General features: G+C 60.9%; 24 protein-coding genes, 1 tRNA gene and 3 pseudogenes. 13 read left to right on the forward strand and 15 right to left on the reverse strand.

What is annotated here, in order from left to right; all coding sequences use genetic code 11:
• Window positions 1-76 precede the first annotated feature (76 nt).
• From LH20_RS10315 to queE, 3 genes are all read left to right on the forward strand, one after another.
• Window positions 77-493, forward strand: coding sequence for a DUF3617 domain-containing protein (locus LH20_RS10315; RefSeq protein ID WP_053554119.1), 417 nt, complete (start codon window positions 77-79; stop codon window positions 491-493).
• Window positions 494-675: 182 nt separating this feature from the next.
• Window positions 676-1,368, forward strand: coding sequence for a 7-cyano-7-deazaguanine synthase QueC (queC, locus tag LH20_RS10320; protein WP_053554120.1), 693 nt, complete (start codon window positions 676-678; stop codon window positions 1,366-1,368).
• A 3-nt stretch (window positions 1,369-1,371) separates the two neighbouring features.
• Window positions 1,372-2,004, forward strand: a complete 633-nt coding sequence (gene queE, locus LH20_RS10325; protein WP_053554121.1) for a 7-carboxy-7-deazaguanine synthase — start codon at window positions 1,372-1,374, stop codon at window positions 2,002-2,004.
• 3 nt (window positions 2,005-2,007) lie between these two features.
• Here the strand turns inward: queE and LH20_RS10330 are convergent, their stop codons facing one another.
• Both LH20_RS10330 and lipB read right to left on the reverse strand, forming a co-directional pair.
• The gene (locus LH20_RS10330; protein ID WP_053554122.1) at window positions 2,008-2,346 is read right to left on the reverse strand and encodes a hypothetical protein; all 339 of its coding nucleotides are present in this window, start codon (window positions 2,344-2,346) and stop codon (window positions 2,008-2,010) included.
• Between the two features lie 9 nt (window positions 2,347-2,355).
• Window positions 2,356-3,009: a lipoyl(octanoyl) transferase LipB gene (lipB, locus tag LH20_RS10335; RefSeq protein ID WP_053554123.1), complete on the reverse strand. Its 654-nt coding sequence runs from the start codon at window positions 3,007-3,009 to the stop codon at window positions 2,356-2,358.
• A 134-nt stretch (window positions 3,010-3,143) separates the two neighbouring features.
• Between lipB and LH20_RS10340 the strand changes: the two genes are divergently transcribed.
• Window positions 3,144-3,890 (forward strand): hypothetical protein, encoded by a 747-nt coding sequence (locus tag LH20_RS10340; RefSeq protein ID WP_053554124.1) that lies wholly within the window; start codon window positions 3,144-3,146, stop codon window positions 3,888-3,890.
• A 95-nt stretch (window positions 3,891-3,985) separates the two neighbouring features.
• Window positions 3,986-4,864 carry a hypothetical protein gene (locus LH20_RS10345; RefSeq protein WP_053554125.1) on the forward strand — a complete coding sequence of 293 codons (879 nt, stop codon included), beginning with the start codon at window positions 3,986-3,988 and terminating at the stop codon, window positions 4,862-4,864.
• Between the two features lie 61 nt (window positions 4,865-4,925).
• Here the strand turns inward: LH20_RS10345 and hemF are convergent, their stop codons facing one another.
• Both hemF and LH20_RS10355 read right to left on the reverse strand, forming a co-directional pair.
• Window positions 4,926-5,786 (reverse strand): oxygen-dependent coproporphyrinogen oxidase, encoded by an 861-nt coding sequence (gene hemF / locus LH20_RS10350; protein ID WP_053554126.1) that lies wholly within the window; start codon window positions 5,784-5,786, stop codon window positions 4,926-4,928.
• Window positions 5,783-6,241, reverse strand: a complete 459-nt coding sequence (locus LH20_RS10355) for a tRNA (cytidine(34)-2'-O)-methyltransferase (protein WP_053556230.1) — start codon at window positions 6,239-6,241, stop codon at window positions 5,783-5,785. The genes hemF and LH20_RS10355 overlap by 4 nt, the downstream gene beginning before the upstream one ends.
• Before the next feature lie 223 nt (window positions 6,242-6,464).
• Here LH20_RS10355 and petA point away from each other — a divergent pair, with 223 nt between their 5' ends.
• From petA to LH20_RS10375, 4 genes are read left to right on the forward strand one after another with little or no spacing between them, the layout of a single operon-like run.
• On the forward strand, window positions 6,465-7,022 hold the full coding sequence (gene petA / locus LH20_RS10360) for a ubiquinol-cytochrome c reductase iron-sulfur subunit (RefSeq protein ID WP_053554127.1): 558 nt from the start codon (window positions 6,465-6,467) through the stop codon (window positions 7,020-7,022).
• Between the two features lie 13 nt (window positions 7,023-7,035).
• Window positions 7,036-8,319 carry a cytochrome b gene (locus LH20_RS10365; RefSeq protein WP_053554128.1) on the forward strand — a complete coding sequence of 428 codons (1,284 nt, stop codon included), beginning with the start codon at window positions 7,036-7,038 and terminating at the stop codon, window positions 8,317-8,319.
• A gap of 31 nt (window positions 8,320-8,350) precedes the next feature.
• A complete protein-coding gene (locus LH20_RS10370) occupies window positions 8,351-9,160 on the forward strand; it encodes a cytochrome c1 (protein ID WP_053554129.1) in 810 nt (269 codons plus the stop codon).
• 26 nt (window positions 9,161-9,186) lie between these two features.
• The gene (locus LH20_RS10375) at window positions 9,187-9,741 is read left to right on the forward strand and encodes an adenine phosphoribosyltransferase (protein ID WP_053556231.1); all 555 of its coding nucleotides are present in this window, start codon (window positions 9,187-9,189) and stop codon (window positions 9,739-9,741) included.
• Between the two features lie 105 nt (window positions 9,742-9,846).
• Here LH20_RS10375 and LH20_RS10380 read toward each other — a convergent pair whose 3' ends face one another.
• Entirely contained in the window at window positions 9,847-10,632 is a 786-nt protein-coding gene (locus LH20_RS10380; RefSeq protein ID WP_053554130.1) for a DUF1134 domain-containing protein, read from the reverse strand.
• 247 nt (window positions 10,633-10,879) lie between these two features.
• Here LH20_RS10380 and LH20_RS10385 point away from each other — a divergent pair.
• Window positions 10,880-10,972, forward strand: a tRNA-Ser gene (locus LH20_RS10385).
• Window positions 10,973-11,119: 147 nt separating this feature from the next.
• On the opposite strand, the gene LH20_RS10390 is transcribed toward LH20_RS10385, so the two are convergent.
• The 4 genes and pseudogenes from LH20_RS10390 to LH20_RS10405 form a co-directional block, all read right to left on the reverse strand.
• The gene (locus LH20_RS10390) at window positions 11,120-12,325 is read right to left on the reverse strand and encodes an ISL3 family transposase (RefSeq protein WP_083455375.1); all 1,206 of its coding nucleotides are present in this window, start codon (window positions 12,323-12,325) and stop codon (window positions 11,120-11,122) included.
• Window positions 12,326-12,339: 14 nt separating this feature from the next.
• Window positions 12,340-12,573 (reverse strand): annotated as a pseudogene (locus LH20_RS10395) (transposase); the annotation flags it as partial.
• A 141-nt stretch (window positions 12,574-12,714) separates the two neighbouring features.
• The gene (istB, locus tag LH20_RS10400) at window positions 12,715-13,455 is read right to left on the reverse strand and encodes an IS21-like element helper ATPase IstB (RefSeq protein ID WP_053554132.1); all 741 of its coding nucleotides are present in this window, start codon (window positions 13,453-13,455) and stop codon (window positions 12,715-12,717) included.
• Window positions 13,456-13,539: 84 nt separating this feature from the next.
• A pseudogene (locus LH20_RS10405) lies at window positions 13,540-14,448 on the reverse strand (IS3 family transposase); the annotation flags it as partial.
• 61 nt (window positions 14,449-14,509) lie between these two features.
• On the opposite strand from LH20_RS10405, the gene LH20_RS22920 reads away from it, so the two are divergent.
• Window positions 14,510-15,637, forward strand: a complete 1,128-nt coding sequence (locus tag LH20_RS22920) for an IS110 family transposase (protein ID WP_083455361.1) — start codon at window positions 14,510-14,512, stop codon at window positions 15,635-15,637.
• Window positions 15,638-15,932: 295 nt separating this feature from the next.
• Here LH20_RS22920 and LH20_RS10420 read toward each other — a convergent pair.
• From LH20_RS10420 to LH20_RS23310, 5 genes and pseudogenes are all read right to left on the reverse strand, one after another.
• Window positions 15,933-16,196 (reverse strand): annotated as a pseudogene (locus LH20_RS10420) (transposase); the annotation flags it as partial.
• A 260-nt stretch (window positions 16,197-16,456) separates the two neighbouring features.
• Window positions 16,457-17,617 (reverse strand): His-Xaa-Ser system radical SAM maturase HxsC, encoded by a 1,161-nt coding sequence (hxsC, locus tag LH20_RS10425; RefSeq protein WP_053554135.1) that lies wholly within the window; start codon window positions 17,615-17,617, stop codon window positions 16,457-16,459.
• Window positions 17,614-19,080, reverse strand: coding sequence for a His-Xaa-Ser system radical SAM maturase HxsB (gene hxsB, locus LH20_RS10430; RefSeq protein ID WP_053554136.1), 1,467 nt, complete (start codon window positions 19,078-19,080; stop codon window positions 17,614-17,616). Before hxsB ends, hxsC begins: the two co-directional genes overlap by 4 nt.
• Complete coding sequence (hxsD, locus tag LH20_RS10435; protein WP_053554137.1) at window positions 19,073-19,369, reverse strand: His-Xaa-Ser system protein HxsD; 297 nt, start codon at window positions 19,367-19,369, stop codon at window positions 19,073-19,075. The genes hxsB and hxsD overlap by 8 nt, the downstream gene beginning before the upstream one ends.
• Window positions 19,370-19,402: 33 nt before the next feature.
• Window positions 19,403-19,675 carry a hypothetical protein gene (locus tag LH20_RS23310; RefSeq protein ID WP_144423558.1) on the reverse strand — a complete coding sequence of 91 codons (273 nt, stop codon included), beginning with the start codon at window positions 19,673-19,675 and terminating at the stop codon, window positions 19,403-19,405.
• A 39-nt stretch (window positions 19,676-19,714) separates the two neighbouring features.
• On the opposite strand from LH20_RS23310, the gene LH20_RS10440 reads away from it, so the two are divergent.
• Window positions 19,715-21,016 (forward strand): Fic family protein, encoded by a 1,302-nt coding sequence (locus LH20_RS10440; protein ID WP_200905464.1) that lies wholly within the window; start codon window positions 19,715-19,717, stop codon window positions 21,014-21,016.
• A gap of 543 nt (window positions 21,017-21,559) precedes the next feature.
• Window positions 21,560-22,501, forward strand: a complete 942-nt coding sequence (locus LH20_RS10445; protein WP_053552601.1) for an IS110 family transposase — start codon at window positions 21,560-21,562, stop codon at window positions 22,499-22,501.
• A 259-nt stretch (window positions 22,502-22,760) separates the two neighbouring features.
• Here LH20_RS10445 and LH20_RS10450 read toward each other — a convergent pair whose 3' ends face one another.
• Entirely contained in the window at window positions 22,761-23,786 is a 1,026-nt protein-coding gene (locus LH20_RS10450; protein ID WP_053554139.1) for an IS110 family transposase, read from the reverse strand.
• Between the last annotated feature and the right edge of the window lie 352 nt (window positions 23,787-24,138).

Raw genomic sequence — 24,138 nt, forward strand, 5'->3', positions numbered from 1 at the left:
GCGGCCGGATTGCTATCTGCTGGAGAACGGGGTCGCGCTCTCGCCCGGTTGTGGGTGGCCAGGTGGATAGGTGGATATGGCGATCTTCTCTCCCTTTTTACGATGGATGTTTGCGGTTGCGTCGCTGGTGTTCGCGAGCGCTCCGGTGCCGGCACAGGCCCCTTCGCTTGCGATGCTCGACCGGCTCGAAAAAGGGCGCTGGCAGCTCAGCGAACGCGGCAAGACCGAAGCGCTCCAATCCATTTGCCTCGGTGACGCGCGGCGCATGATCCAGATCTACCATGCGCGCAGCAATTGCTCACGCTATGTGATCGAGGACAAGCCTGCGTCGGTGACGGTGCATTACACATGTCCGGGGGCGGGGCACGGGCGCACGACGATCCGTGCCGAAACCAACCGGCTCGTCCAGATCGACACGCAGGGCATTGCGAACGGCAAGCCCTTTTCGCAGGCGATCGAGGCCCGGCGCGTCGCGGCCTGCGCCGGCGGGTGACCACGGGTAACGCGAAATTAACCATCGCGGCCTATCAAGGTCGCACGACGCACCCTTGTGTGTCCTTCTCCCTACGGCTTCATGCCGAACTGGGCCGCCGGCGATCGCCGCGCGGCCCATTTTCTTGATGCGGTGCAGCACGCGCCCTTGCGCGCCCGGCTGGCGGGGCGTATCGGGCGCCAATGCACGCCATTATGGGAAAAACGGTCATCGTCCTTCTTTCGGGCGGACTCGACTCCATGGTCTGCGCTGGCCTCGCCCGCGAAGCTGGCGCGCACATCGTCGCGCTCACGGTCGACTATAACCAGCGCCACCGGGTCGAACTGGAATCGGCTGCGCGCATTGCCGAGCATGTCGGCGCCGTTGAACATATCGTGCTGCCGCTCGACCTTCGCCGCTTTGGCGGATCGGCGCTGACCGCCGACATCGACGTGCCCAAGGACGGTCCGCTCGGGGAAGAAAACGCCATCCCGGTCACCTATGTGCCTGCCCGCAATCTCATCTTTCTCTCGCTCACCCTCGGGCTCGCCGAGGCGCGCCAGGCGCAGGACATCGTCATCGGGGTCAATGCCCTCGATTATTCGGGCTATCCCGACTGCCGCCCCGAATTCATCAGCGGCTTTGAAGCGCTCGCGCGCCTCGCTACACGCGACGGCGACCGGGGCGTCGATTTTCATATCCACGCACCGCTCCAGCACATGACCAAGGCCGATATCGCTGCCGAGGCGGCGCGGCTCGGCCTCGATGCGGGAATGAGCTGGTCGTGCTACGATCCCACTCCTGCCGGCCTGCACTGTGGGCGCTGCGATAGCTGCCGGCTGCGCAGCAAGGGCTTCGCTGACGCTGGCCTCGCTGATCCGACGCGCTACGCCTGACCCATGGCCTATGCCGTCAAAGAGATTTTTCTGACCCTCCAGGGGGAGGGCGCGCAGGCGGGCCGCCGCGCGGTATTCTGCCGCTTTTCCGGCTGCAATTTATGGACGGGGCGCGAAGCGGACCGCGCGAAAGCCGTCTGCCGCTTCTGCGACACCGATTTTGTCGGCACCGACGGGACGCTCGGGGGAAAATATGCCGATGCCGCGGCGCTTGCTGACCAGATTGCCGGTATTTGGGGCGAAGGTCCCGATAACCGCTACGTTGTGCTGACCGGTGGCGAGCCAATGCTCCAGGTTGACGAAGCGCTGGTTGCGAGCCTGCATGAACGCGGTTTCACCATCGCGATCGAAACCAACGGCACATTTCCTGTCCCGCGCAGCATCGACTGGATCTGCGTCAGCCCGAAGGCGGGGAGCGTGCTTGTCCAGACGAGCGGCGACGAACTGAAGCTTGTCTGGCCGCAGCCGGGCAGCGATGTCGAGTATTTTGCGTCGCTCGATTTTGCCCATCATCTGGTTCAGCCGCTCGACGATCCGAACGCTGCCGACAATGTTCGCGCCTGCATCGAGCTGGTGATGGCGGATCCGCGCTGGCGCCTGTCGCTTCAGACGCACAAGAGCCTCGGGCTGCGCTAAAGCTTATTCGGCCGCCGTCTTGGCGGCGGGTGCGGTCACGGCCTTCTTGGCTGCAGGGGCAGCGACGGCATCGGTATCGCCCGCTTCGGCCGCATCATCGCCGCTGCTCTCCTCCGCCGCATCCGTCTTCTCGGCTTTTTTGGAGCTTCCCTCATCGGGTACGCTATTGTCGATCGCGGTGCCGTCGAGGCTCGTATCGTCGAGAATGATCATCGCATCGCTGATCGTCCCGGGCTGAACCTCGATCGCATCGAGCTTGGTCGTCGACGAACCTTCCGATTCGCTGCCTCCGCAAGCCGCGAGCGACAGGAAGAGGGCTGAAGACAAGAGATAACGGGTCATGGCTACCTCCTAATCGCTCGGCGAAAGCTTGTCGAGAAAGGCAGGAAAGGCGGCCGCCAGCGCAGCATCGACCTCGCCGAAGCCTACCTCATTCCCGAGAGCCGCAAGACTGGTGACGGGGAATTCGGCGATGCCGCAGGGCACGATTCCACCAAAATGGCCAAGGTCGGGTGCGATGTTGAGCGAGAAACCGTGCAGCGTCACCCAGCGCCGAACCCGAACGCCGATGGCGCCGATCTTCGCCTCGCGTCCTGCCGGATCGTCGGTCCAGATGCCGATCCGGCCCTCGGCGCGCCGCGCCGCGACGCCAAGCCGTGCAAGCGCGTCGATCACCCAGCCTTCGAGCGCGGCGACATAGGCGCGAATGTCGCGGCCGCGGCGGCCGAGGTCGAGTTGAACATAGCCGACCCGCTGGCCTGGTCCGTGATAGGTATACCGCCCGCCGCGTCCCGCATCATAAATCGGAAAGCGCGGGTCGAGAAGCTCGGCGGGGTCGGCGCTTGTCCCCGCCGTATAGAGCGGCGGATGCTCGACGAGCCAGATGCGCTCGCCGGCCTCTCCTTCATGGATGGCCGCCGCGCGCTCTTCCATGTCGGCAAGCGCGGCGGGATAATCGGTAAGACCGGGGGCAACGCTCCATTCGGGTGACGGCAGTCGGGTCATCGCCCGCGTCCTGCCCGGCTCGACGCCCCAGCGCAAGAGGGAGGCCGCCGGTGGAATCGTTAACAAGGCTGGACAAGGGGAGGGGAGGGCGTCAGTCTCGCGCTTTGAGGGGCTAATCAGACACGGAAGTATCGATGCCGAAATTCGACATGGGCGCTGCCTGGGAAGACAGCATGCTTCTCCTGCGCTCGCATAGTGCGCTTACGGGAGCCATCGCGGCGGTTTTTCTCTTCTTGCCGACGCTTGCAGTGAGCTGGTTCGGCCCCGTGCCGATCGAGCCTGCCGCCGGGGCCAGTTTCGATCAGGTCATGGCGACGATGCGTGCCAACGTGATCCAGGCGGTACCCTATCAACTGTTTGTCGCGATCGTCTCGGGGATCGGCGGGATCGGCATCCTGCGTCTCTGGCTGTCGCGCAGCGGCATCAGCGTCGGTGAAGCGCTGGTCTTTGCGTTGACGATGGTGCCGACGGTGATCGTCATCCAGCTCCTCTGCGGGTTGATTGTCGGAGTCGGCTTTGTGCTGCTGATCGTGCCAGGCCTCTATCTGTGGGCCCGGCTCGCGATCGTCGCGCCGGTCGTTGCGGACCAGAGCGAACGCAATCCTCTCGCCGCGATCCGGCAGGGCTGGACGCTGACGAAGGGCAATGGCTGGCGAATCTTCCTCTTCATGTTTCTCGTCACGCTCGTGATCCTGGTCATCGCCGTGATCCTCGCCGGTGTCACAGCAGCGGTGCTCGGCACCGATGAGGGCATCGCACGCATGCTGACGGGGCTCGTCGAAGGCGCCGTCGCCGCCATCAGCGGCATGGTAACGCTCGCAATCGCGGCGGCGACCTATCGCCAGCTCGCGGTGCGCGCCGCCAGCGACATATTCAGTTGAGGGCATGGGAGCTCCCTTCCGCGAGGGCAGGAAGGGGCGCGGGTTAACAAGAGAAAAGAGGGACGCATAAGGTTCAACAAGGCAGGGGAAACAACATGGTCAAGATGAGTATCGGTGCGGCTTTTTCCGAAACCTTTGCGTTTCTGAAAGCCAATTGGAGGCAGATGCTGATGTGGCTTGGGGGCGCTGTAGTGCTTGTCTGTCTGCTCGGCTGGCTCTTTCTGCGCAACACGGTGGCGACCATGATGATGGCACAGGGCGATCCCTCTGCCGCCTTCGGGGCGATGGGGTCATTTTTCCTCTTCGCGATAATCGCCGGGGTGATCGTGACTGCCGCGAGCCTGCTGATCTGGCGGTCGGGCCTTGTCGGCGGCGAGCCCGCGAGCGACATCGGCTGGGGCCTCGGTGCGGGGGCTGCCTATATGTTCGCGATGATCGTCGTCTACATCGCGACCATCATCCTCATGTATATTGTGCTCTTCATCGTCGGGCTACTCGCTGTCGCGATCTTCGGCGCGAGCGGCATGTCTTTAGAAAGCCTGGCAACGGGCGGGGCGTCAGCGGGGCTCATCTTCTTCGCATTCCTGTTCTACGCCGCGATCCTCGTCTTCTTCCTGTGGTTCTTTGGCCGACTGTCGGTCACCGGACCGCTGATGGCAGCGAGCCGTTCGTCAAATCCTTTCACGGCTTTCGGCGAATCGTGGCGACTGACCAGCGCATCGCAGTGGACGATCGTTGGCTTCAACATCCTGATGGCGATCCTGTTTTTCGTCTTTCTCTTCATCGTGTCGATGGTGCTTGGAGGGGTCATAGGCGGAGCGATGTCGTCACCCGATGCGGGGGCGGGCGCACTGATCGGCGCGCTGATCGTTGCGCTGCTTGTCTACGTGCCGATGGTGCTGGTGTCCGTGTCGATGCCAGCCGCGGTCTACCGCTGCGTCGGATCGAGGACCGAAACCGACGTATTTGCCTGACGGGAAGGGATCGAGGTCACTAAAGGGGGCGTCCCGGTGACGGGGCGCCTCTCTTTTGTGGTCAGGCCCATTTGGCGAGCGGCGGCAGGCTCATCAGGATCGCGTCGATATTGCCCCCGGTCTTGAGGCCGAACAAGGTTCCGCGGTCGTAAACGAGGTTGAACTCGGCATAACGCCCGCGCCAGATGAGCTGCGCCTCGCGTTCAGCCTCGGTGAAGGGTTGGTGCATGCGGCGCCGGACAATCTGCGGGAAGATATCGAGGAACGCCTCGCCGACCGCCTGCGTGAAGGCAAAGTTGCGATCGAACTCAGCATCGTCGCCGCATTCGAGATGATCGTAGAAAATGCCGCCGACCCCGCGGTGGACGCCGCGGTGGGGGATGAAGAAATATTCCTCCGCCCATTTGGCGTAGCGCTCGTAGACATCGGGCCCGTAGGGCGCGCAGGCGGCGCGAAACCGCGCGTGGAAGGCGTCGGTGTCCTCGGCATAGGGAATCGGCGGATTGAGGTCGGCGCCGCCGCCAAACCAGCGCTTCGTCGTTACAAGGAAGCGCGTATTCATGTGCACGGCGGGAACGTGCGGGTTCGCCATATGCGCAACAAGGCTGATGCCGGTGGCAAAGAAACGCGGATCCTCGGCCGCGCCGTTGATCGAAGCCGCGAAATCGGGCGCGAAGGCGCCGCCGACCGTCGAGACATTGACCCCGACTTTTTCGAAGACCTCTCCCGTCATCACGCCGCGCACGCCGCCTCCGCCTTCGCCGGGCTCAAGCCCCTCGGCCTCGCGGTCCCAGGGCGTGTAGGTGAAACGCGCCGCGCTGCCTGCTTCGGCTTCGATCGCCTCGAATTCGGTGCAGATGCGGTCGCGCAGCGCCTCGAACCAGTGGCGGGCGGCCTGTTGCTGGGGATCGAGCGAAATCATCCTGGAAAGCCTTTCGTTTGTCTCAGAGCTTCGGCGAGCGCGATGCCAGCCGCAACCGCGACATTCAAGGAGCGAAAGCCCGGCTGCATCGGAATCGCGATCCGCGCTGCTGCCGCTGCATGGACATGCGCCGGCACGCCCGAAGATTCAGCGCCGAGCAATAAGAGATCTGCAGGCGTGAAGGAAAAAGCGGTGAGGGGCGTCGCGCCCGCGGTCGTCAAGAGGACGACCCGCTTGCCGGCGCCTGCAGCCCAGTGGCTGAACGCCCTCCAGTCGGCGTGGCGTCGGCAGTCGGCGCGGGCGGCATAATCCATGCCCGCGCGGCGCAAGGCGGCGTCGGAGAAGGGAAAACCGCAAGGCTCGATGATATGGGCGGGAGTGCCGAAACAGGCTGCAGTGCGCAGCGTCGTGCCGACGTTTCCGGCGATGTCGGGCTGAAACAGGGCGATTTCCACGTGCTCGCCATAGCCGCTAGGGACGAGGGAATCGAGCCCGATCGCGGCTGCTGGCACTGCCAGCGGCGATGAGGGAAATTGCCTGTTGGCAAGCCCCGGATGTGCGGCTATCAGGCCCGCAATTCCCGGAGGGGCCGCCGGGATGCGCCGCGTCCTGCGCGCGCAAACAGGGCGACCCGGCATCCGCGCGAATTTGTCAGTTCAGCCATGCAAGGGCAATCGAATGGCCAGTGAAACCAGTCTCAACGCCGGCATCGACGATGGCGTGCGGCGCCGGGATTTCATCAATATCGCCGCAGTCAGCTTTGCCGGAGTCGGGGCCGCCACTGTGGTCCTTCCCCTGGTCAACCAGATGAACCCGTCCGCTGACGTGCTCGCTCTCTCGTCGACCGAGATCGATATTTCGGCGATCCAGTCGGGACAGGCGATCAAGACGAGCTGGCGCAAGCAGCCGGTGTTCGTGCGCAACCTCACCCCGGCCGAGATCGCTGAGGCCAACAAGGTGTCGCTTGGCGACCTGCGTGACCCGCAGACGCTCGCGGAGCGTACCAAGGAGGGCAAGGAGAATTGGCTAATCACGCTCGGTGTCTGCACCCACCTCGGCTGCGTGCCGCTCGGGGCCGCAGAAGGTGAACCGCGCGGCGATTTTGGCGGCTATTTCTGTCCGTGTCACGGGTCGCACTACGATACCGCGGCGCGCATCCGCAAAGGTCCGGCGCCGACGAATCTGGTCGTGCCGCCTTATGAATTTACCAGCGACACCGTTGTGACGATCGGCTGAGGAGCAAGATAAGATGAGCTTTCCCTGGGCCAAGAATTACGAACCCCAGCAGCCGCTGATGAAGTGGCTGGACGAGAAGCTGCCCCTACCGCGCCTCGTCTATAACGCGGTCGGTGCCGGCTATCCGGTTCCGCGCAATCTCAATTATTTCTGGAACTTCGGCGTTCTTGCCGGCGCAGCGCTCGCGATCCAGATCATCACAGGTATCGTGCTTGCGATGCATTACGCGGCCAATGCGGGCGTCGCCTTCGACTCGGTCGAGCACATCATGCGCGACGTCAATGCCGGCTGGTTCATTCGCTACGCGCACATGAACGGCGCGAGCATGTTCTTCATCGTCGTCTATCTGCATATCTTCCGCGGCCTCTTTTACGGTTCGTACAAGGCGCCGCGCGAGATGGTGTGGCTGCTCGGCGTCGTGATCTTCCTCCTCATGATGGCGACCGCCTTCATGGGTTATGTCCTCCCCTGGGGCCAGATGAGCTTCTGGGGCGCGCAGGTGATCACCGGATTCTTCTCGGCGATCCCGGTCGTCGGCGAGCCGATCCGCGTGTGGCTGCTCGGCGGTTTTGCGCCCGATAACGCGGCGCTCAACCGTTTCTTCTCGCTTCACTATCTGCTGCCCTTCGTGATCGCGGGCGTCGTCGTCCTTCATATCTGGGCACTGCATATCCCGGGATCGAGCAATCCGACCGGCATCGAGGTGAAGGACGAACAGGACACCGTCCCGTTCCACCCCTATTATACCGCGAAGGATGGCTTCGGGCTCGGCGTCTTCCTGATCCTGTTTGTCGCGCTGACATTCTTCAGCCCGAACCTTCTGGGCCACGCCGACAACTATATCCCGGCAAACCCGCTTTCGACCCCGGCGCATATCGTTCCGGAATGGTATTTCTGGCCCTTCTACGCGATTCTGCGCGCCTTCACCTTCAACTTCCTGTGGATCGACGCGAAGCTCTGGGGTGTGATTGCGATGTTCGCCTCGATCGCGCTGCTGTTCTTCCTTCCCTGGCTCGACAGCTCGCCGGTCAAGTCGTCGAAATATCGTCCGCTCTACCGCATCTTCTTCTGGGTGCTCGTCGCTGACGTTTTCCTGCTGGGTCTGTGCGGCAAGATGCCTGCAGAGCAGCCGTGGGTCATCCTCAGCCAGATCGGTGCGGCTTATTATTTCGCCCACTTCCTGATCATTCTGCCGATCGTCTCGCGGATTGAACGCCCGCTGCCGATGCCGAATTCGATCACGGAAGCCGTTCTCGCGAAGCATGCCGACGCCTCGTCGGCTTCGGCAACGGCCTGAGCGCCGGACTTTAATAGGAGCTGAAACAGCCATGGTTCGTCCGCTCGGATTTCTCGTTGGTCTGGGGTTTATCGTTGCGCTGCTGTGCGCGATCTTCACCACGCCGCTGACGAATGAGCCCCAAGCCGCTCACGCGTTCCACAAGCATCCGCGTCACCTCGCGCTGTCGAGCGACGGTCTGTTCCCGCACTGGGACAAGGCCAAGCTTCAGCGCGGGATGCAGGTGTACAAGGAAGTCTGTTCGGCCTGCCACAGCCTCAACTATGTCGCCTTCCGCGACATTGCTGAGCTTGGCTACACCGAGGGCCAGGTGAAGAGTTTCGCCAAGGGCTTCCAGGTGCCGTCGATCAACCCCGACACGGGTGAGCCGGCGACGCGCGACGGTCTGCCTTCGGATCATTTCCCGGCGCCCTATGCCAATGAGGTCGCAGCGCGTGCGGCGAACAACAATGCGCTCCCGCCTGATCTTTCGCTGATCACCAAGGCGCGCGAAGGCGGCAAGGACTATGTCTATTCGCTGCTGACCGGTTACCAGAACCCGCCGAAGAACCTGCCGAAGGAGCTTCAGCCTGGAACAGGGCTGCACTATAACCCCTATTTCGCCAACCTGAACCTCGCCATGGCGCCGCCGCTCGCCGACGGGCAGGTGACCTTTGCCGACGGTTCGCCGAACGATGTGAAGGCGATGGCGAGCGACGTCGCGGCCTTCCTCGTGTGGACCGCCGAGCCCAAGCTGGTGAAGCGCGTCTGGACTGGGTGGGCGGTGCTCCTCTACCTGCTCATCTTCACCGGTCTCACCTATATGGCATACCGGAACATCTGGGCCGACAAGGAACATTGAGGGACAAGGAAGGGCGATTGTCGCCGATGATCGCCCTTCCGCCCCGACCAGCGCTTGACCTTGCGGCGCTCGTCCGCACCATCCCCGACTTTCCGAAGCCGGGGATTTTGTTTCGCGACATCACCACGCTCATAAGCGACGCCGCTGGCTTTTCGGAAAGCGTGCGCCGCCTTAGTGAGCGCGCCGCTGCTCATCGCCCCGACTTGATTGTGGCGGTGGAGGCGCGCGGTTTTCTCTTCGGCGCTGCCATGGCGAGCGCGATGGGGCTTGGCCTCGTCCCGGTCCGCAAAGCGGGAAAGCTTCCCGGCGTCACCATCGGCGTTGACTACGAACTGGAATATGGCACCGACCGGCTGGAACTGCACGAAGGCGCGGTTGTCCAAGGCCACCGCGTGGTGCTGGTCGACGATCTGCTTGCCACGGGCGGTACCATTCTTGCTGCGGCCCAGCTGATACGAAATGTCGGCGCCGAAGTGGCGGCCGCTATGTTCGTGATCGACCTTCCTGATCTTGGGGGTTCAGAGCGGCTGGCTGCGGCGGGCCTTGTGTGTGAAACGCTGATCGCCTTCGACGGGGATTAGGAACCGGTCCTCCTGAGGCGTGCCCGCACGACGGCAAGCCCGCCTTGCGCAAAGAAAAGCCCGCGCCGAAGCGCGGGCTGTCGCCCCCTTGGCAAGCAGGCGGAATCAGAAGGGTAGCCAACTCTGTTTCTTGCGGAACTTCATATAGCCGACATTGGCGCCAAGGCGGGCACCGACGCCGACGCGGATCGGGATGAGCACGATGTCGCCGCTGCGCATATAGGAGGCATTGAAGCCGCCGATCAGATATGCGGCGCCTTCGCCGGCGGGAAAGCGCTTGTAGAGGTCCTCGCTGTCGAAGAGATTGTAGACGAGAATGAAGGTATTGCCGGCATTGGCCCCCGCGTCGAACCCGATCGACGGGCCCGTCCAATAAGCCGGACGCTCGCCCTCGACCTTGTGATAGAGCGTCCCTGAACCGTATCGCAGGCCGAGACCGATCGCGCCGCTGGCCTCGCGGCCCACAATATAGGCGTTGGGTTCCCCCTGCTTCTTGAGGATGTCCTCGATCAGCCCGGCAAGACCCTGCGCGCCCTTGCCGAAGACGCCCTCGGCAGCGCCGATCAGGTCATCTTCCTTGTAGGTCTCCCCTGGGGTGGCGTTCGTTGCGGCCGCCTGCGGGTCGATGGGCGTCGCAGGCGCCGCTTCGGCCGCTTCCGACACGCCGCTCGTCTGCTCGTCATCGGTGGCAAGATCGCTGTCGAGCGCGGGATCGGCATATGGGTCCGTGGATGTCACCGGGGGCGGGGCGGGCTGGGGGTTGTCGAGGTCCGAGTCGAGTACCGTATTGGGATCGACCTCGGTCATCTGCGCGGCAAGGGGCAGGGGCGAAAGAGCGAGCCCAAGGGCTGCAATCCCCATTGTGGCGAATTTGGTAAACATATGGCGCATTATAGTCCCCCAAGGGTTGGCTGCGGTCCGCATTACAGCCGCAACCCTGCGTTAATCATGACTCTCTTTGCAAGGGGGGCAATGAACGCTCGATGACCCGAGTCGATTTCGGGCTGGATCGAATCACGCTCGCGGTCAAAATCGCGTCCTCTTAGGGACAAAAGGATAATATTGGTCGTTGCGGCGCGCTGCCGGGCTGGCTATAGCGCCCGCCAAGGCCAAACTGCCGTTAGCCCGGCAGCCATGCGGAGACGTGGGTGAGTGGCTGAAACCAACGGTTTGCTAAACCGTCGTACTGGTAAATCCGGTACCGAGGGTTCGAATCCCTCCGTCTCCGCCAATATCCTGATTCGTGAAAACTCAAATCGTATCAAAAACGGCTGATTTCGGCTCTTCCCCGTGAACGGGGGATGAGGGTGGATCAGACCCGATTGATGACGCCATTCCAACCGCAGGCTCTTCCCCGTGAACGGGGGATGAGGGTGGATCAGACCCGATTGATGACGCCATTCCAACCGCAAAGAGCGAGCACGCGCAAGCGGTAGTTGTGAAAGTTGCGGAAGCCGAACGCGCGGCGCGAGATCATCTCCATCTTTGTGTGAAAGCCCTCGGTGATTCCATTGTTCCTGGAAAAGCGCCACATGCGGGCGACGGGCTCGAGCCAGCTGGTCAGGGTATCGGCGAGGGACTTGAGGGGGCTGGCGGCGAACTGATCGATCAGCCTGAGCAGGTCGGGGATAAGCTGGCTGGCCTTTTTGGCATTGAGGGATTTTTGCGTCAGCAGGAGGGCCATGTCCTGCTTGGCAGTGTAGAGGGCTTCGAGCACCGGATTGGCTTTCAGGTAGACGGCCAGCCTTTTGCGCTGTTCTTCGCTTAGCTTCCATCGATGGCGCCGCATCAAACTGAGCAGCCCGCGATTCTTTCGGCCCTCGGGATCGAAGCGCTTCCATCCTTCGAGGAAATGCTGGTTGAGCAGCCGAATGACATGGAAGCGATCGGCGACGATCTTCGCGTTCGGAAAATATTTGCGGGCGATTGCGCGATAGGTTTCCGACAGGTCCATCACGATGACCTTGACCTTGTCGCGCCCTGGCAACCTTCGCAAATAGCTTCGTAAACTGTCTTCCGAGCGTCCCGGGACGACATCGTAGACCTTGTGATTCTTCAGATCGACAAATGTCGTCGCATAGCCTCTCTTGCGCGAGAAAAAATGCTCGTCGATCCCCAGGACCTGCGGGCAGGGCCGACCGGACAGCTCCGAGACGCGCTGTTCGATGAAATGATGATACCAGCGCTCGATGGTTGCACTGCCGATCGCATGGGTGCTCGTCAACTGGCTTTGGCTGATGCCTCCGTGGTGACCGTCGAAGACCTCAAGACGGTACGTCTCCGTCGCGCGATAGCGCGGACGGATGCCCGAAAAGCGATGACGGAAATAGCGGCCGCAACCGGCACAATGATATTTGGGCACCGCAAGGTGCACGATCAGGATCTGGTTGCCTTGACGCGTGTGCTTGAGCTCGCGCTCATAAGTCGCCTTGATCCGCAGCCCCCCGTGGCCGCAATAAAGGCAAACAGGCCGCTTCGTTGGCCGCGCCCACACACGAATGTCGCGTCGCCGCTCGACACGGACAATCTCAACATCCGACAGCCCTAATATGCCGTCGATTCCCTGATCAGCCTTCTTCTTCATCAGACTTGTCCTTCCTATGACAAGTCTAACCCAATTTCCCTCATCCCCCGTTCACGAGGAAGAGCCCAACCGCAAAGAGCGAGCACGCGCAAGCGGTAGTTGTGAAAGTTGCGGAAGCCGAACGCGCGGCGCGAGATCATCTCCATCTTTGTGTGAAAGCCCTCGGTGATTCCATTGTTCCTGGAAAAGCGCCACATGCGGGCGACGGGCTCGAGCCAGCTGGTCAGGGTATCGGCGAGGGACTTGAGGGGGCTGGCGGCGAACTGATTGCGGATTCCGACGATCGCGCGCATGTATTCCGATCTGATGCCGCGCAGCGTTCCGATTTGATCGCGCGCAGTTGGAGCACCTGATCGTCGGGTAAAGATGTCATGTTGCTAGTGGCCGGGTCAAGCTGCTGCGACGGCGAGTTGCCTGCGCATGGATTCTCCGGTGAGTTCGAGGCGGTGAGCGTTGTGAACGAGGCGGTCCAGGATGGCGTCGGCGTAGGTTGGATCGCCGATCAGGTCGAACCAGCTGGCCACCGGGAGCTGACTGGTCACGAGCGTTGACCGGCGGCCGTATCGGTCTTCGAGGATCTCGAGCAGATGGTGGCGGGCATTGCCGTCGAGCGGTTGCAGGCCCCAGTCGTCGAGGATGAGCAGGTCGACGCGGGCGAGGCTCTTCATGCGGCTGGCGATCCGGCCATCGCCTTTGGCGAGCGACAGGTCGTCGATCAGGCGGGGCAGCCGGGTGTAGAGCACGGAGCGATTGTCGCGGCACGCCTTGTGGCCCATGGCGCAGGCGAGCCAGCTTTTGCCGACGCCTGCAGGCCCGATGATGGCGCAGTTCTCGTGGGCGGTGATCCAGTCGCCCCTGAGCAGCCTCTCGAACAGCCGGGGATCGAGCCCGCGCTGCGCACGGTAATCGACGTCTTCGGGAACAGCATGATGGCGCAGCTTCGCGTGGCGCAGGCGAAGGGCGAGACGCCGATCGTTGCGGTATGTTGCTTCATGATCGAGTAGCAGCCCGAGCCATTCGGCATGGCTGAGGCTCGTCGCATCGCCATTATGTTCGAGCTCGCAAAACGCGTGCGCCATGCCGGAAAGGCCGAGTTGGTTCAGCTGATCAAGTGTCGGATGTTTGAGCATTGTCGTCCTCTCAGTGAGGTGGTCCCGCCTTCTTGGACAGGTTGGCGGCTAAGTTAAGCTAATCCCGGTTGTCGTTCATGCCGCCTATTTGATCATCAGATCATGGGGGGCATGCCCCCCATGATCTGATTGCCCTATCCGCCGATAGGCCTCTGCCGGGGTTCTCCCGGCAAGGCCCGAGTGTGGACGCTGGGTGTTGTAATAGGTGATCCACCGGCCAAGACCAGCCCGCAACTCGGAGCCGGTCTCGAAGGCGTGCAGATACACGCATTCGTATTTCAGCGATCGCCAGAGGCGCTCGATGAAGACATTGTCCATCCACCGGCCCCGACCATCCATGCTGATGCGGACCTCGGCGTCGCGCAACACGCTGGTGAAGGCGAAGCTGGTAAACTGGCTGCCCTGATCAGTATTGAAGATCTCGGGTTTGCCGAAGCGCGTCAGCGCTTCCTCCAATGCCGCGACGCAGAAGCTTGCGTCCATGGTGTTCGACAGCCGCCATGCCAGCACCTTCCTGGTTGCCCAGTCCATGATCGCCACCAGGTAGAGGAAGCCTCGCCGCATCGGGATGTATGTCACGTCGGCGCACCAGACGTGGTTCGGCCGCTCGATCGCCAGCTTGCGCAGCAGATAAGGATAGACCCGATGCTGCGGATGCCGATCGCTCGTACGCGGCCGCTGGTAGATCGGCGACAGACCCATCTTCGCCATCAGCCGCCGCACCCGTCGTCGCCCAACGTCATGACCATTGCGGCGCAGATGCCGGACCATCTGCCGGCTGCCGTACCACGGCATGTCGAGGAACGCCGCGTCGATCACCCGCATCAGCGCCAACGTCTCCTCGGTCTCCGGCACTGGCGCGTAATAGTAGCTCGACCGGCTGATCGACAGCAGCCGGCATTGCGCCGCAATCGACAGGCGATGGTGAGCAGGCTCGATCATCGATCGCCTCCGTGCCACGCTCATCGACCGGAGGCTTTCGCTAAAAAGATCCTATGAGGGCAGCGTTGGACCAGCCGGTATCCTGTCGCTGTCGTCATCGAGGAGATTGGCTATGACAATTGGGAAGGAACAAAGCGAACGGCAGCAAACACTCTACGCGGCGATTGAGCTCAGCAAGAAGAGCTGGGTCCTATCTGTCGCGCACCCAGATCGCACGAAGCCGAGCATTTATCGCTTGGCGGGCGGCGACTTTGAAGCCTTGGTCGCGCGATTGCGCGCAGCGGCCGGCGCTGTAGTCAGGATCGTGGTCTGCTATGAGGCAGGGTACGATGGCTTTTGGCTCGCGCGGCGGTTGGGCGGCGCGGGTATTGAATGTCGAGTGCTGGATCCAGCGAGCCTTCAGGTGAACCGCCGAGCCCGGCGCGTGAAGACGGATCGGATCGACGCGTTGATGCTGCTCAGGGCAGTGATTGCGATTGACCGAGGAGACCATCACGTTTGTGCGGTCGTACGAGTACCAACCATAGAGGAAGAAGATGCTCGCCGCTCTCACCGCGAACGTCAGCGCCTGGTGCGCGAACGAACGGGCCATATCAATCGAATCAAAGGACTGCTTTTCGGCCAAGGAATACGGGGCATCGAACCGAAGCTTCGCCTCACCCGCATCGACTTCGCGGCTCTTGTTACCGCCGAAGGCCATTCTTTGCCCGATCGCCTGCGGCGGGAACTGGAGCGTGAGTACGCCCGCCTCGCCGTCGTTGAAGATCAAATCCGATCCGTCGAGAAAGAGCGAGATTTGGCGGACGCGCAAGACCCGAGCGTCGAAAAGAAGCGCCAGATGCTGATGTTGATACCAGGGATTGGCGGCACGACAGCCGCGGTCATGGCGCGGGAAATTTTTGCTAGGTCGTTCAATAGCCGATCACATCTGGGATCATATCTCGGGTTGACGCCAAGTGCGTTCGACAGTGGCTCATCGACGCGATGCCAAGGTATTTCCAAAGCCGGCAACAGCTGGGCGAGGCGCATCCTTATCGAGATCGCATGGATTTGGCAGAGCCGACATCCGGAAAGTCCGCTGTCAAGGTGGTATAAAGCGCGAACGAAGGCGCAGTCGCCAAGAATCCGGCGCATTATGCTGGTGGCCATGGCACGAAAGTTGGCCATCACCCTCTGGCGATACGTGGAGACTGGCACCGTGCCGGAGGGCGTCGAACTGGACGCCAAAGCCTTCGCCTGACGGCGGAACTGAACAGTTTCAGACCCTGGCCAGGGTCTGAAAGCGGGGTGACGGAATTCGAGAGCGCGATTGGTGCGGAAGGCACCGGTAAAAAGTATGAAGCCGTCCCCTCGATCGTCTGTGCTGTGCATGCAGGATTGTGGCAAGCCGTCACGGAGCTGCCGGATATAAGTTGATGCGCCAGGCGCACGGCTGCACGATGATGATCGACCCCGCAGAATTCTATCTCATGCGCAAAGCAGTCCCAACGGGACGGCTACCGACGAATTGCGCCCTCCTTGACAAAACGGCCCTCATATAAATCCCGCTCGACCAGCAACTGCCCGATCTTCGCATGCAGCTTGTCTACCTCGGCCTCGCTCGCTGCCCTGGCCGCTTCACCTGCACCGGAAAATGTGCCCGTCATCCCCGCGATGGCCTGCCGCTTCCACGACGCAATCATCGTGTGGTGAACGCCATGCTTTGCGGCCAGCTCCGCCAGCGTCAGATCGCCCCGGATCGCTTCCAGTGCCACCTTCGCCTTGAAATCCGCGCTGTAGCGCTTCCTCGTCGTCTTCATTCCCGTACCATTCCTTCAGGTCGGGAATAGCTTAACACCCTGTCCGGAAAACCGGCACCACCTCAGACCGCCATCGTGGAGGCAGCCATGCCCACGCCAGCCGTGGACAAGGCGGCGGGGGCTGGGATGGGATGAATTTGCGCGCGATCAAGCAACCCGCTTGTAATTCTCACCCGACCTCGCATGGCGTGCGCAAACCAAGCATAAAGCAGAATTACCGTGCCATGATAGCACCTAGATATTCAGACATCGCAGGAGGTTCACGCTACAATTGCGTTTATACGGTCACTATACCGATATTTTGCTGACGCAAAGAATCCGGCGCAATCTTCCTTCACGGAACACCCATCGCATTCGGGCATATATTCCTGCTTCCAATCGCTGATCGAGCGCTTGGCAAAACGCCAGATGCTCTGGTCTGTCAGGCAGAGTTGAGCATTGTAGAGAGAAACCCGCATACGGGCGCGGTCGAGAATGCCAATCGCTTCGGTTAGCTCGCTCCGGTAGTCATCGGGGTCAATCCACAGGGCATCGAGATTGGCACGGGTGAACCCCATCATCTCCAAGCCCATCAGGGCGACGTGATCCACAAACAGGAGATTGCGCGCGAGAAAAGCGGCCAGCGCAGGCAGGCGCGTCACCGTTTGTTTGTGCAGGACTACCCTGACTTCCACCCGCACTCCATGACGTTTCAGGTTCAAGATGCCGCGAATAGTCTCGTCAAACGCACCGTCCGCCTGCACGATATAGTCATGGACGTGGGGGAGATCGGCATAGATCGGAATGCCGAGCATCAGGTCGTGATGATGCAATGACCCAAGCGCCCGCGCGAATGCGTCATCACTGAAGGTGCGCCCGTTGGTCAGAATATGGAGAGCGGTGCGCGGCAGGTATGATTTGCACGCCTGCACCAGCTCTAAGAACCGACCGCCCAGAAGGGTCGGCTCGCCACCCGTAAAACCAATCTCTCCCGTGTCAGGGTCGATAAGCGGGATCGTTTCAAGGATTTCGTCAACGATCCAGCCATCGTTCACATCGCGCGGGGGCTGCGAACACATGAGGCAGTAGTTGTTGCAGCGTTCCGTCAGCAGAAAGCTGTTATGCGGGGATGACCGCCGATAGAGTGTGCGGATTTCCCCGCGCTCCGGCACCAATCGCACCACATCGCCATCTTCCAGATAATCAAACTCTGGCGGGAGATGGACGCGCCGCTGCGCGGCCACATTCTCTGGGCACCGGCCATTGGGGAGCACGAGATAAGAAGCAAAACCAACGGGGGCATCGTCACCCCGAACAAGGAATGCTTCACGAGCGCGCAGCGGCAGCGGGCGGTGGAAATCCGTCGAGACGCGAACGATCGCGCGTGGGTCGATCTCTTGCGCCGCAGTGAAATCAATCTTTCTGGAACCGAGCGTAATCATCTGATGTTCGCCCACCGTTCAAATACTTCGCGCACATGCGGGCGATCATTGAGGCGTTCTAGCAGCCCTTTGAAGATCATCATGTTGCGTCCGCAGAAAGCGGATAGCGGCTTCTTCCCTACGAAATCGCCTTGCGTGGCATGGTGGAAAACCGGATCAGAGCCACACCACGGCTCGAAAGCGCACCACGAGCACATCGGGACACTGGCAGCAAATGACTGTTCCAAGGGATCGAGCAAGGCGTCTCCGAGAAAAATCTCCTCATAGGTGTTCGCGTGGACGTTCCCGATGCGAAAACGGGTATCGCCCATTTCCGCCAGCATTCGGGCTTCATCGGACGCATACACGTCGCCATCGTAGTTATAGACCACCGCCCCAATGCCGATACCGGCCGGACTCATTAGATCAACATAACCCGGCTGAAAGGGAGTGAGCATCTTCTGCAAGATCATCGCCGCATAGTGTTCGACGAACGGGAAGCCGCCAAGGTTCAGGTCGATGATATAGTCTAGACCTTCAAAATAGAAATCGAGCCACTTGGTTTCGTTGTATGCGGCATAGGATTTCGTTTTGACGGCAAACCCATACGGGCTGAGCGGTCGCAGGAAGATGCCGTCGAAATCCTGCGCAATGTATTCGTCAATTATGTCGCGCACCCGCGACAGGCTGGCCGCCGTGGTCGTCATCAACGCGCCCACTTGGTCACGGCCCAACGCCATGCGCGCGCGATGAATGCCCGCGATGGCACGGGCATGAGAGTCGCCGCCTGGGCGCGGCCGGTTTTTGTTGTGCAGATCGGCAGGCCCATCAAGCGACGTGGAAATCAGGACTTGATGGCGGGCCGCCAGCGCCAGCGCTCGGTCATCTAAGACGGCAAGGTTGGTTGCCAACACGAACGCCAGATCGCGCTGTTCGTGTTCGTTCCGCCGTTTGGCTTCCTCAATGATAAACTCGACCAGATCGAGGTTCAGCAACGACTCACCGCCCTGAAACTCAATCTTGATGGCGGGCGATGGCGAACGAAACACGAGATCAAGGCTCTTGAGCGCCGTTTCCCGTGTTATATCGAACTCGCGGCGATCATCGTTGGCGCGAGACACTTGGCAGTATGGGCAGGAGTGTTCGCAGCGAAGCGTCACCACAAAGATGTGCAGGCCGGTAAAGTTGGCCAGCGGGCTTAGCTTGGTGCGGACTTTGAGGGCCAAGAGATCGAGCGCAACGTCAGAGTCGCCGTCTATCAGGAAATGCTTGGACTTTAGCTCATTGTATAATTCGTCCTGATACGAAAGCTGCCCATCGGCAAAGGCACGCAGGGACTTACGTTCCGTAATGACGAACTCGCCAACGAGATTGGTCAACACATAGCGATCACCTGAAAGCGGCATAAACCGATAGGGCAACGGCTGGTAGCCACCAGCCGCCATCGGCTTCTCATATTCGGCAAGGGTAAGGAACTTAGCCATTTTGGGATAGGTGCGAGAACGCCAGCCCAAGGATCATATTGCGCAGCGGCTCGGTCTTGGCTTCGACTTCAAGCCGCAAGTCTTGGTCGAGCACTTCGCGCTGAAAGTCGCGCACAAGCTGCGCCACGTCCTCACCTGACGCTGGCTCAATCGTGCAGCGCACTTCGGCATCACTCGGATCAATGGAAATGGTCCCTCGCGCCATGAGGGCGTAGGCAGCCCGCTTAATCGCTTCAAGCGAGTATAGACCGGCCGCAAACGCGACCGTCGCACCCCCAACCTGACTCACATTCCCCCCTAACCGGCGGACGAACCGCCGTTGTTAATACGAACTGGAGTAATGCGAGCGATGGCTCGAATGGGACGAGTGCGAACTATGCGACGAGTGCGAGCGATGAGAAGAATGGGCTGCAAAATGAACAGCCGCGTCGCTGGCGCGATCAATCGTCAGGTCAGCACCGGCAAGCGGTTCGGCAGATGCAATGCTGGCCGCCGTCTTTTCCGAGACAAGCTCAGGAACCGCAGCTTGCGCCTGCGCGGAACCGAGTAGCGCTGCTACGGATACAGCTAACGGCTTTAGAAACTTGCGATTCATCCACTACCCCCTCTTACTCAACCACTTTGCGCGCCCCACTTGTTCACGCGCCAGATCAATCGGATACCACGACAATCGCGCAAAATAGTTATTAAAAAGTATCAGGAAAGCAGTCGAGAGTCCATGCTTGTGGAGGCATGGGGGCGTATCACGGCGACACAACTAGCGATGACGATGGAGCGATGTGAGATTCCTGCTCGTGAACGCCCCTACCGAATCGGATGGAAATGGATGGATAATTGGTTTATCCCGCCACAGGCATCGGATGGAAATGGATGGAACAATAGCATGGCGCTCGAAATTTCAACGCTTCGCATCACCCCCGCAATCCTGTCTTTGATCGCCGAGATTGACGAGTTCAAGGGGGCGTGGCGCGCGTTGGGACGGATCGCGCCGGAACGGCTCTCCAATTTGCGACATGTAGCTACCATCGAAAGCATAGGTTCTTCCACCCGCATCGAGGGTGCGAGACTCAGTGATCGCGACGTGGAGAAGCTGCTGGCGAATTTGCGTATCGGCTCGTTCGCCACACGCGATGAGCAGGAGGTGGCGGGCTATGCCAAGGCGATGGACACGATATTCGGGGCCTATGATTCGATACCGCTGACCGAAAATCATATCCGGCAACTTCACCGCGACCTTCTGGCCCATTCGGCAAAGGATGAGCGGCATCGCGGGTCATACAAGACCTTGGCGAACCACGTGGAAGCCTTCGATGAGGACGGGAAAAGCCTAGGCGTCATATTCGAGACGGCCACGCCGTTCGACACGCCCCGCCGGATGGCGGAACTGCTGGAATGGACGGCCGAGCGGGAGAAGGACAAGAGCCTTCACCCGCTGCTGGTGATCGGAATCTTTGTCGTGGTGTTTCTCGCCATCCATCCCTTTCAGGACGGCAATGGCCGTCTTTCCCGTATCCTGACCACGCTGATGCTTATGCGCGCCGGATATGCCTATGTGCCCTACAGTTCGCTGGAAAGCGTGATCGAGCAGAACAAGGACGGCTATTACCTGTCGTTGCGGCGCACCCAAGGCACCATCGCAACCGCCGACCCCGACTGGAATCCGTGGCTGGAATTCTTCCTGCGGGCATTGCAGCGCCAGAAGCAGCGGCTTGAAAAGAAGATGGAGCGCGAGCGGATCATTCTTGCCGATCTTCCCGAACTGTCCGTCCTGATCCTCGAACTGGCGCGCGAGCATGGCCGCATCACCGTGGCAGAGGCGGCGCGTGCAAGCGGCGCGAGCCGCCACACCGTCAAGGACCATCTCAAATCGCTTGTCGAGCAGGGCCATCTAGCCTTGCACGGTGCCGGGAGGGGCGCTTGGTATGGCCTTGCATGACCACAACGCTTGGCTGCTGCAATTTTTTGTGACTTAAGGGGCGATGTTTGCAACTTTTTGGGGTTTAAGGCCGTCGCGCCTGCCTGACTATTGACCCATTGCACCGATCCACCGAAGGTGAATTGCCGTGCAAATGCAGGCAAAAAATCCGGCATGGTTTGGCTGTCGATTTGCCGAGTGTGGGAGCAGGTGTGGGAGCAAAATCTGACCTATTTACACAAAAGTATAAGAAACAAAACGATTTTTATGGAGGTTCTACAGCCTCCGTCTCCGCCAACATCTCAATTGTCCAGCCCGGACACATGGGTAACGTTTCGTACCGGAGACATGGGTCGTCTTGTCTTATGACTTTTCTGGCGGTTGTGGGCATTAAGGGCTGCCCGATCCGGGGTGGCCACCCCGGATCGGGCGGAAGGGGATGGATCGAAGTTGTCTCGGTCGTGGAGGACCGTCGATTAGTGTGATCACCCCTTTCTTTTCCACCAGACCTGGACGGAAACCAGGGCTTCGGGCCCGGATGACAAGAGTAGGACAGCGGAAAAGATGGACAATCCCATACCCCAAACCATCGGCATCGACATCTCAAAAGCGACCCTTGATGTATATGCCCATCCTGCAGGCTGCGAGCGGCAATTCACCAATACCGCCAAAGGCCACAGGGAGCTGATAGATTGGCTCGGGCAATGGCAGATCGATCGGATCGCCTATGAGGCTACTGGCGCATACCACCGACAGCTCGAGCAGGCTTTATCGGACCTGCCATGCGTCAAGCTCAACCCGGCTCGCGCACGGCGGTTCGCCCAAGCGATAGGCACTCTCGCCAAGACGGATAAGATTGATGCGGTGATTCTGGCCCGTATGGCGACGACGCTCCAGCCTCCCGTACGCCCGGCAAATACGCCCAAGCAAGCCAAGCTCGCCGAATTGATCAGCGCTCGCGATGGCTTGGTCCGTGATAAGATCGCGCTTCAAAATCAAGCGAAGAACCTGACGCTACCTCTCCTCAAGCGTCAGCACAAAAAGCGCCTGGATCAGATTGAGCAGCATATCAAACAGGTCGATGTCGAGCTTGCGACGATCATTGCTGCTGACGCAGAGTTGGCGCGGCGGCACGAAATCATCTCCAGTATTGCCGGGGTAGGCACACGTACCGCCGACCAGTTGGTCGCAACCATGCCAGAGCTAGGAGCACTGGATCCTAAACAAGTCGCTTCCCTTGCAGGCCTGGCTCCCGTCGCCCGTCAATCGGGGCAATGGAAAGGGCGCAGTTTTATTCAAGGGGGACGGGCCAATGTAAGACGTGCGCTTTACATGCCGGCCCTCGTTGCCGCCCGCTACAATCCAGATCTCAAAGCAAAATATCAAAGCCTCATCGCGTCCGGAAAACCGGCAAAGGTCGCTGTGGTCACACTTATGCGCAAGCTCATCGTCATGGTCAACGCGCTGATTAAAGCCGACCGCCTATGGGTTGAAAAACGGGCTTGATCACAACGGAAACTAATTGCGGACACCTTTCGCGGTCTCTTTTTCCATTTTCGAAGCCTAATGCCTGCCTTGCCGGTTGCAGGGTCGTCTTCGCGGTCGACATGAGTCGCCGCATGATGGAGCTTCGCGGGGTGAGCCTTCCAATGTTACACGCGCACTCGGCTGAGCCAGCGGTGCATCCCATGTCTCGGAATGGCTCTGCCCACGCCCCGGCAGGGAGGCGCCCAGGCGACCCAAGGAGCGAGCGCCCGGGACGACTTTACTGCGCGGCTGGTGCACTCCTTTCGAAAAGCGTTCCTGACTTGAGCATCGCATGCATGGTGACGGCGAGCTTGCGCGCCAGTGCGACGGCGGCTCGCTTGAAGCCGATCCGTTCCTTGAGCTGAAGTCCCCAAGTTCGCAGCCGGTTGTCGGCGGTGCTTCGCGTCAGCATCACGGTTGCCGCCTCATAGAGCAGCCCGCGCACATAGCTGTCGCCCCGCCGCGAGATGTGCCCGTCATAGTCGACCTCGCCCGACTGGTAGCGCCGCGTCGTCAGCCCCAGCCAGGCGCCGACGGATCGTGATTTCCTGAAGTTCCCGGGGTCCTCGATCGCCGTGGCAAACGCCGTCGCAGTCACGGCGCCCACCCCTGGAATCGACATCAGGATCTGGCACGCCTCGCTCTTGCGCGCGGCCGTAACGAGCTGCTCGCCCAGCTCTGCTGCGCGCTGGCGGGCCGCACGCCAGACCTCGAGCAGCGGCCGCACGATCGACGCTACTTCCTGCTGGTCGATGAGACGCTCCTGGACATGTCTCTCGAACCGGCTGCCCTTGCCGGCTGGGACAACGAGACCGAAGGTCTTCATCAGCCCGCGGATCTGGTTGGAGAGTTCGGTCGTGATCCTGAGCAGTCGCATGCGCGCGGCGATCAGCGTCCGCGTTTGCATACTGTCAAAGCCCTTTACGCGCACTTCGCGGAAGAAGCCCACTTCGGCGAGCTGCGCCAGGCCATCGGCGTCGTTGGCGTCGGTCTTGTTGGCTGCCATATCCAGTGCCGCCTTCGCATGACGCGCATCGACGCAGATCGCCGGCAGACCCTCCTGCCTCAGTGCATGATAGAACCACACCGACAAAGGTCCGGTCTCGAACACGACCCGCTTTGCGCCAGGCGCATGCTTGCGGATCAACTCGGCGATCAGCTTCGGGTCTGAAGGGCACTTTCCGCGCCAGATCCGCTCCCCCGCCCGGCGAATGGAAACGGCAGTGTCTTTCATCGAAACGTCAAGGCCAATATACTCGTCCATGGCTGTTCTCCGTTGATGTTGGGCCCGGCGTCTGATCGTGAGCCCGTACTTCCATCATACTGGGGAACAGCCACTCCTGGCATCACCGCGCGAACCACTAAACCCGCAATTACACCATGTTACAACCTCGCGCCGAACGGGTTGTCGAGGGAGCGCAAGGCTGATTAGCCCAGCGTTCGTCCATGACCTTGCCCAGTCGAGTGTCATCGGGACCCCGAGTAGGCGGCCGAAGAACGCGATCTCCACCGGTAGCGGCAGGTTGATTACGAGCGTCCCAAGAAGAACCGAGGGCCACCAGTCCCGCGGGGAGCGCACGCGCCATGCGAACCAGCCGATCCACAAGAGCAGGTTG

The organism is Sphingopyxis sp. 113P3 (assembly GCF_001278035.1).
Lineage (GTDB): Bacteria > Pseudomonadota > Alphaproteobacteria > Sphingomonadales > Sphingomonadaceae > Sphingopyxis.

Coding starts and splice junctions, on each gene's coding strand:
- hxsC (WP_053554135.1), bottom strand. CDS start 17,617: ATGATTACGCTCGGTTCCAGAAAGATTGATTTCACTGCGGCGCAAGAG.
- petA (WP_053554127.1), top strand. CDS start 6,465: ATGGCCAGTGAAACCAGTCTCAACGCCGGCATCGACGATGGCGTGCGG.
- LH20_RS10330 (WP_053554122.1), bottom strand. CDS start 2,346: ATGACCCGTTATCTCTTGTCTTCAGCCCTCTTCCTGTCGCTCGCGGCT.
- LH20_RS22920 (WP_083455361.1), top strand. CDS start 14,510: ATGACAATTGGGAAGGAACAAAGCGAACGGCAGCAAACACTCTACGCG.
- LH20_RS10380 (WP_053554130.1), bottom strand. CDS start 10,632: ATGCGCCATATGTTTACCAAATTCGCCACAATGGGGATTGCAGCCCTT.
- LH20_RS10315 (WP_053554119.1), top strand. CDS start 77: ATGGCGATCTTCTCTCCCTTTTTACGATGGATGTTTGCGGTTGCGTCG.
- LH20_RS10370 (WP_053554129.1), top strand. CDS start 8,351: ATGGTTCGTCCGCTCGGATTTCTCGTTGGTCTGGGGTTTATCGTTGCG.
- LH20_RS23310 (WP_144423558.1), bottom strand. CDS start 19,675: ATGAATCGCAAGTTTCTAAAGCCGTTAGCTGTATCCGTAGCAGCGCTA.
- hxsB (WP_053554136.1), bottom strand. CDS start 19,080: ATGGCTAAGTTCCTTACCCTTGCCGAATATGAGAAGCCGATGGCGGCT.
- queC (WP_053554120.1), top strand. CDS start 676: ATGCACGCCATTATGGGAAAAACGGTCATCGTCCTTCTTTCGGGCGGA.
- LH20_RS10375 (WP_053556231.1), top strand. CDS start 9,187: ATGATCGCCCTTCCGCCCCGACCAGCGCTTGACCTTGCGGCGCTCGTC.
- istB (WP_053554132.1), bottom strand. CDS start 13,455: ATGCTCAAACATCCGACACTTGATCAGCTGAACCAACTCGGCCTTTCC.
- LH20_RS10445 (WP_053552601.1), top strand. CDS start 21,560: ATGGACAATCCCATACCCCAAACCATCGGCATCGACATCTCAAAAGCG.
- LH20_RS10365 (WP_053554128.1), top strand. CDS start 7,036: ATGAGCTTTCCCTGGGCCAAGAATTACGAACCCCAGCAGCCGCTGATG.
- LH20_RS10345 (WP_053554125.1), top strand. CDS start 3,986: ATGGTCAAGATGAGTATCGGTGCGGCTTTTTCCGAAACCTTTGCGTTT.
- hemF (WP_053554126.1), bottom strand. CDS start 5,786: ATGATTTCGCTCGATCCCCAGCAACAGGCCGCCCGCCACTGGTTCGAG.
- LH20_RS10340 (WP_053554124.1), top strand. CDS start 3,144: ATGCCGAAATTCGACATGGGCGCTGCCTGGGAAGACAGCATGCTTCTC.
- LH20_RS10390 (WP_083455375.1), bottom strand. CDS start 12,325: ATGAAGAAGAAGGCTGATCAGGGAATCGACGGCATATTAGGGCTGTCG.
- lipB (WP_053554123.1), bottom strand. CDS start 3,009: ATGACCCGACTGCCGTCACCCGAATGGAGCGTTGCCCCCGGTCTTACC.
- queE (WP_053554121.1), top strand. CDS start 1,372: ATGGCCTATGCCGTCAAAGAGATTTTTCTGACCCTCCAGGGGGAGGGC.
- LH20_RS10450 (WP_053554139.1), bottom strand. CDS start 23,786: ATGGACGAGTATATTGGCCTTGACGTTTCGATGAAAGACACTGCCGTT.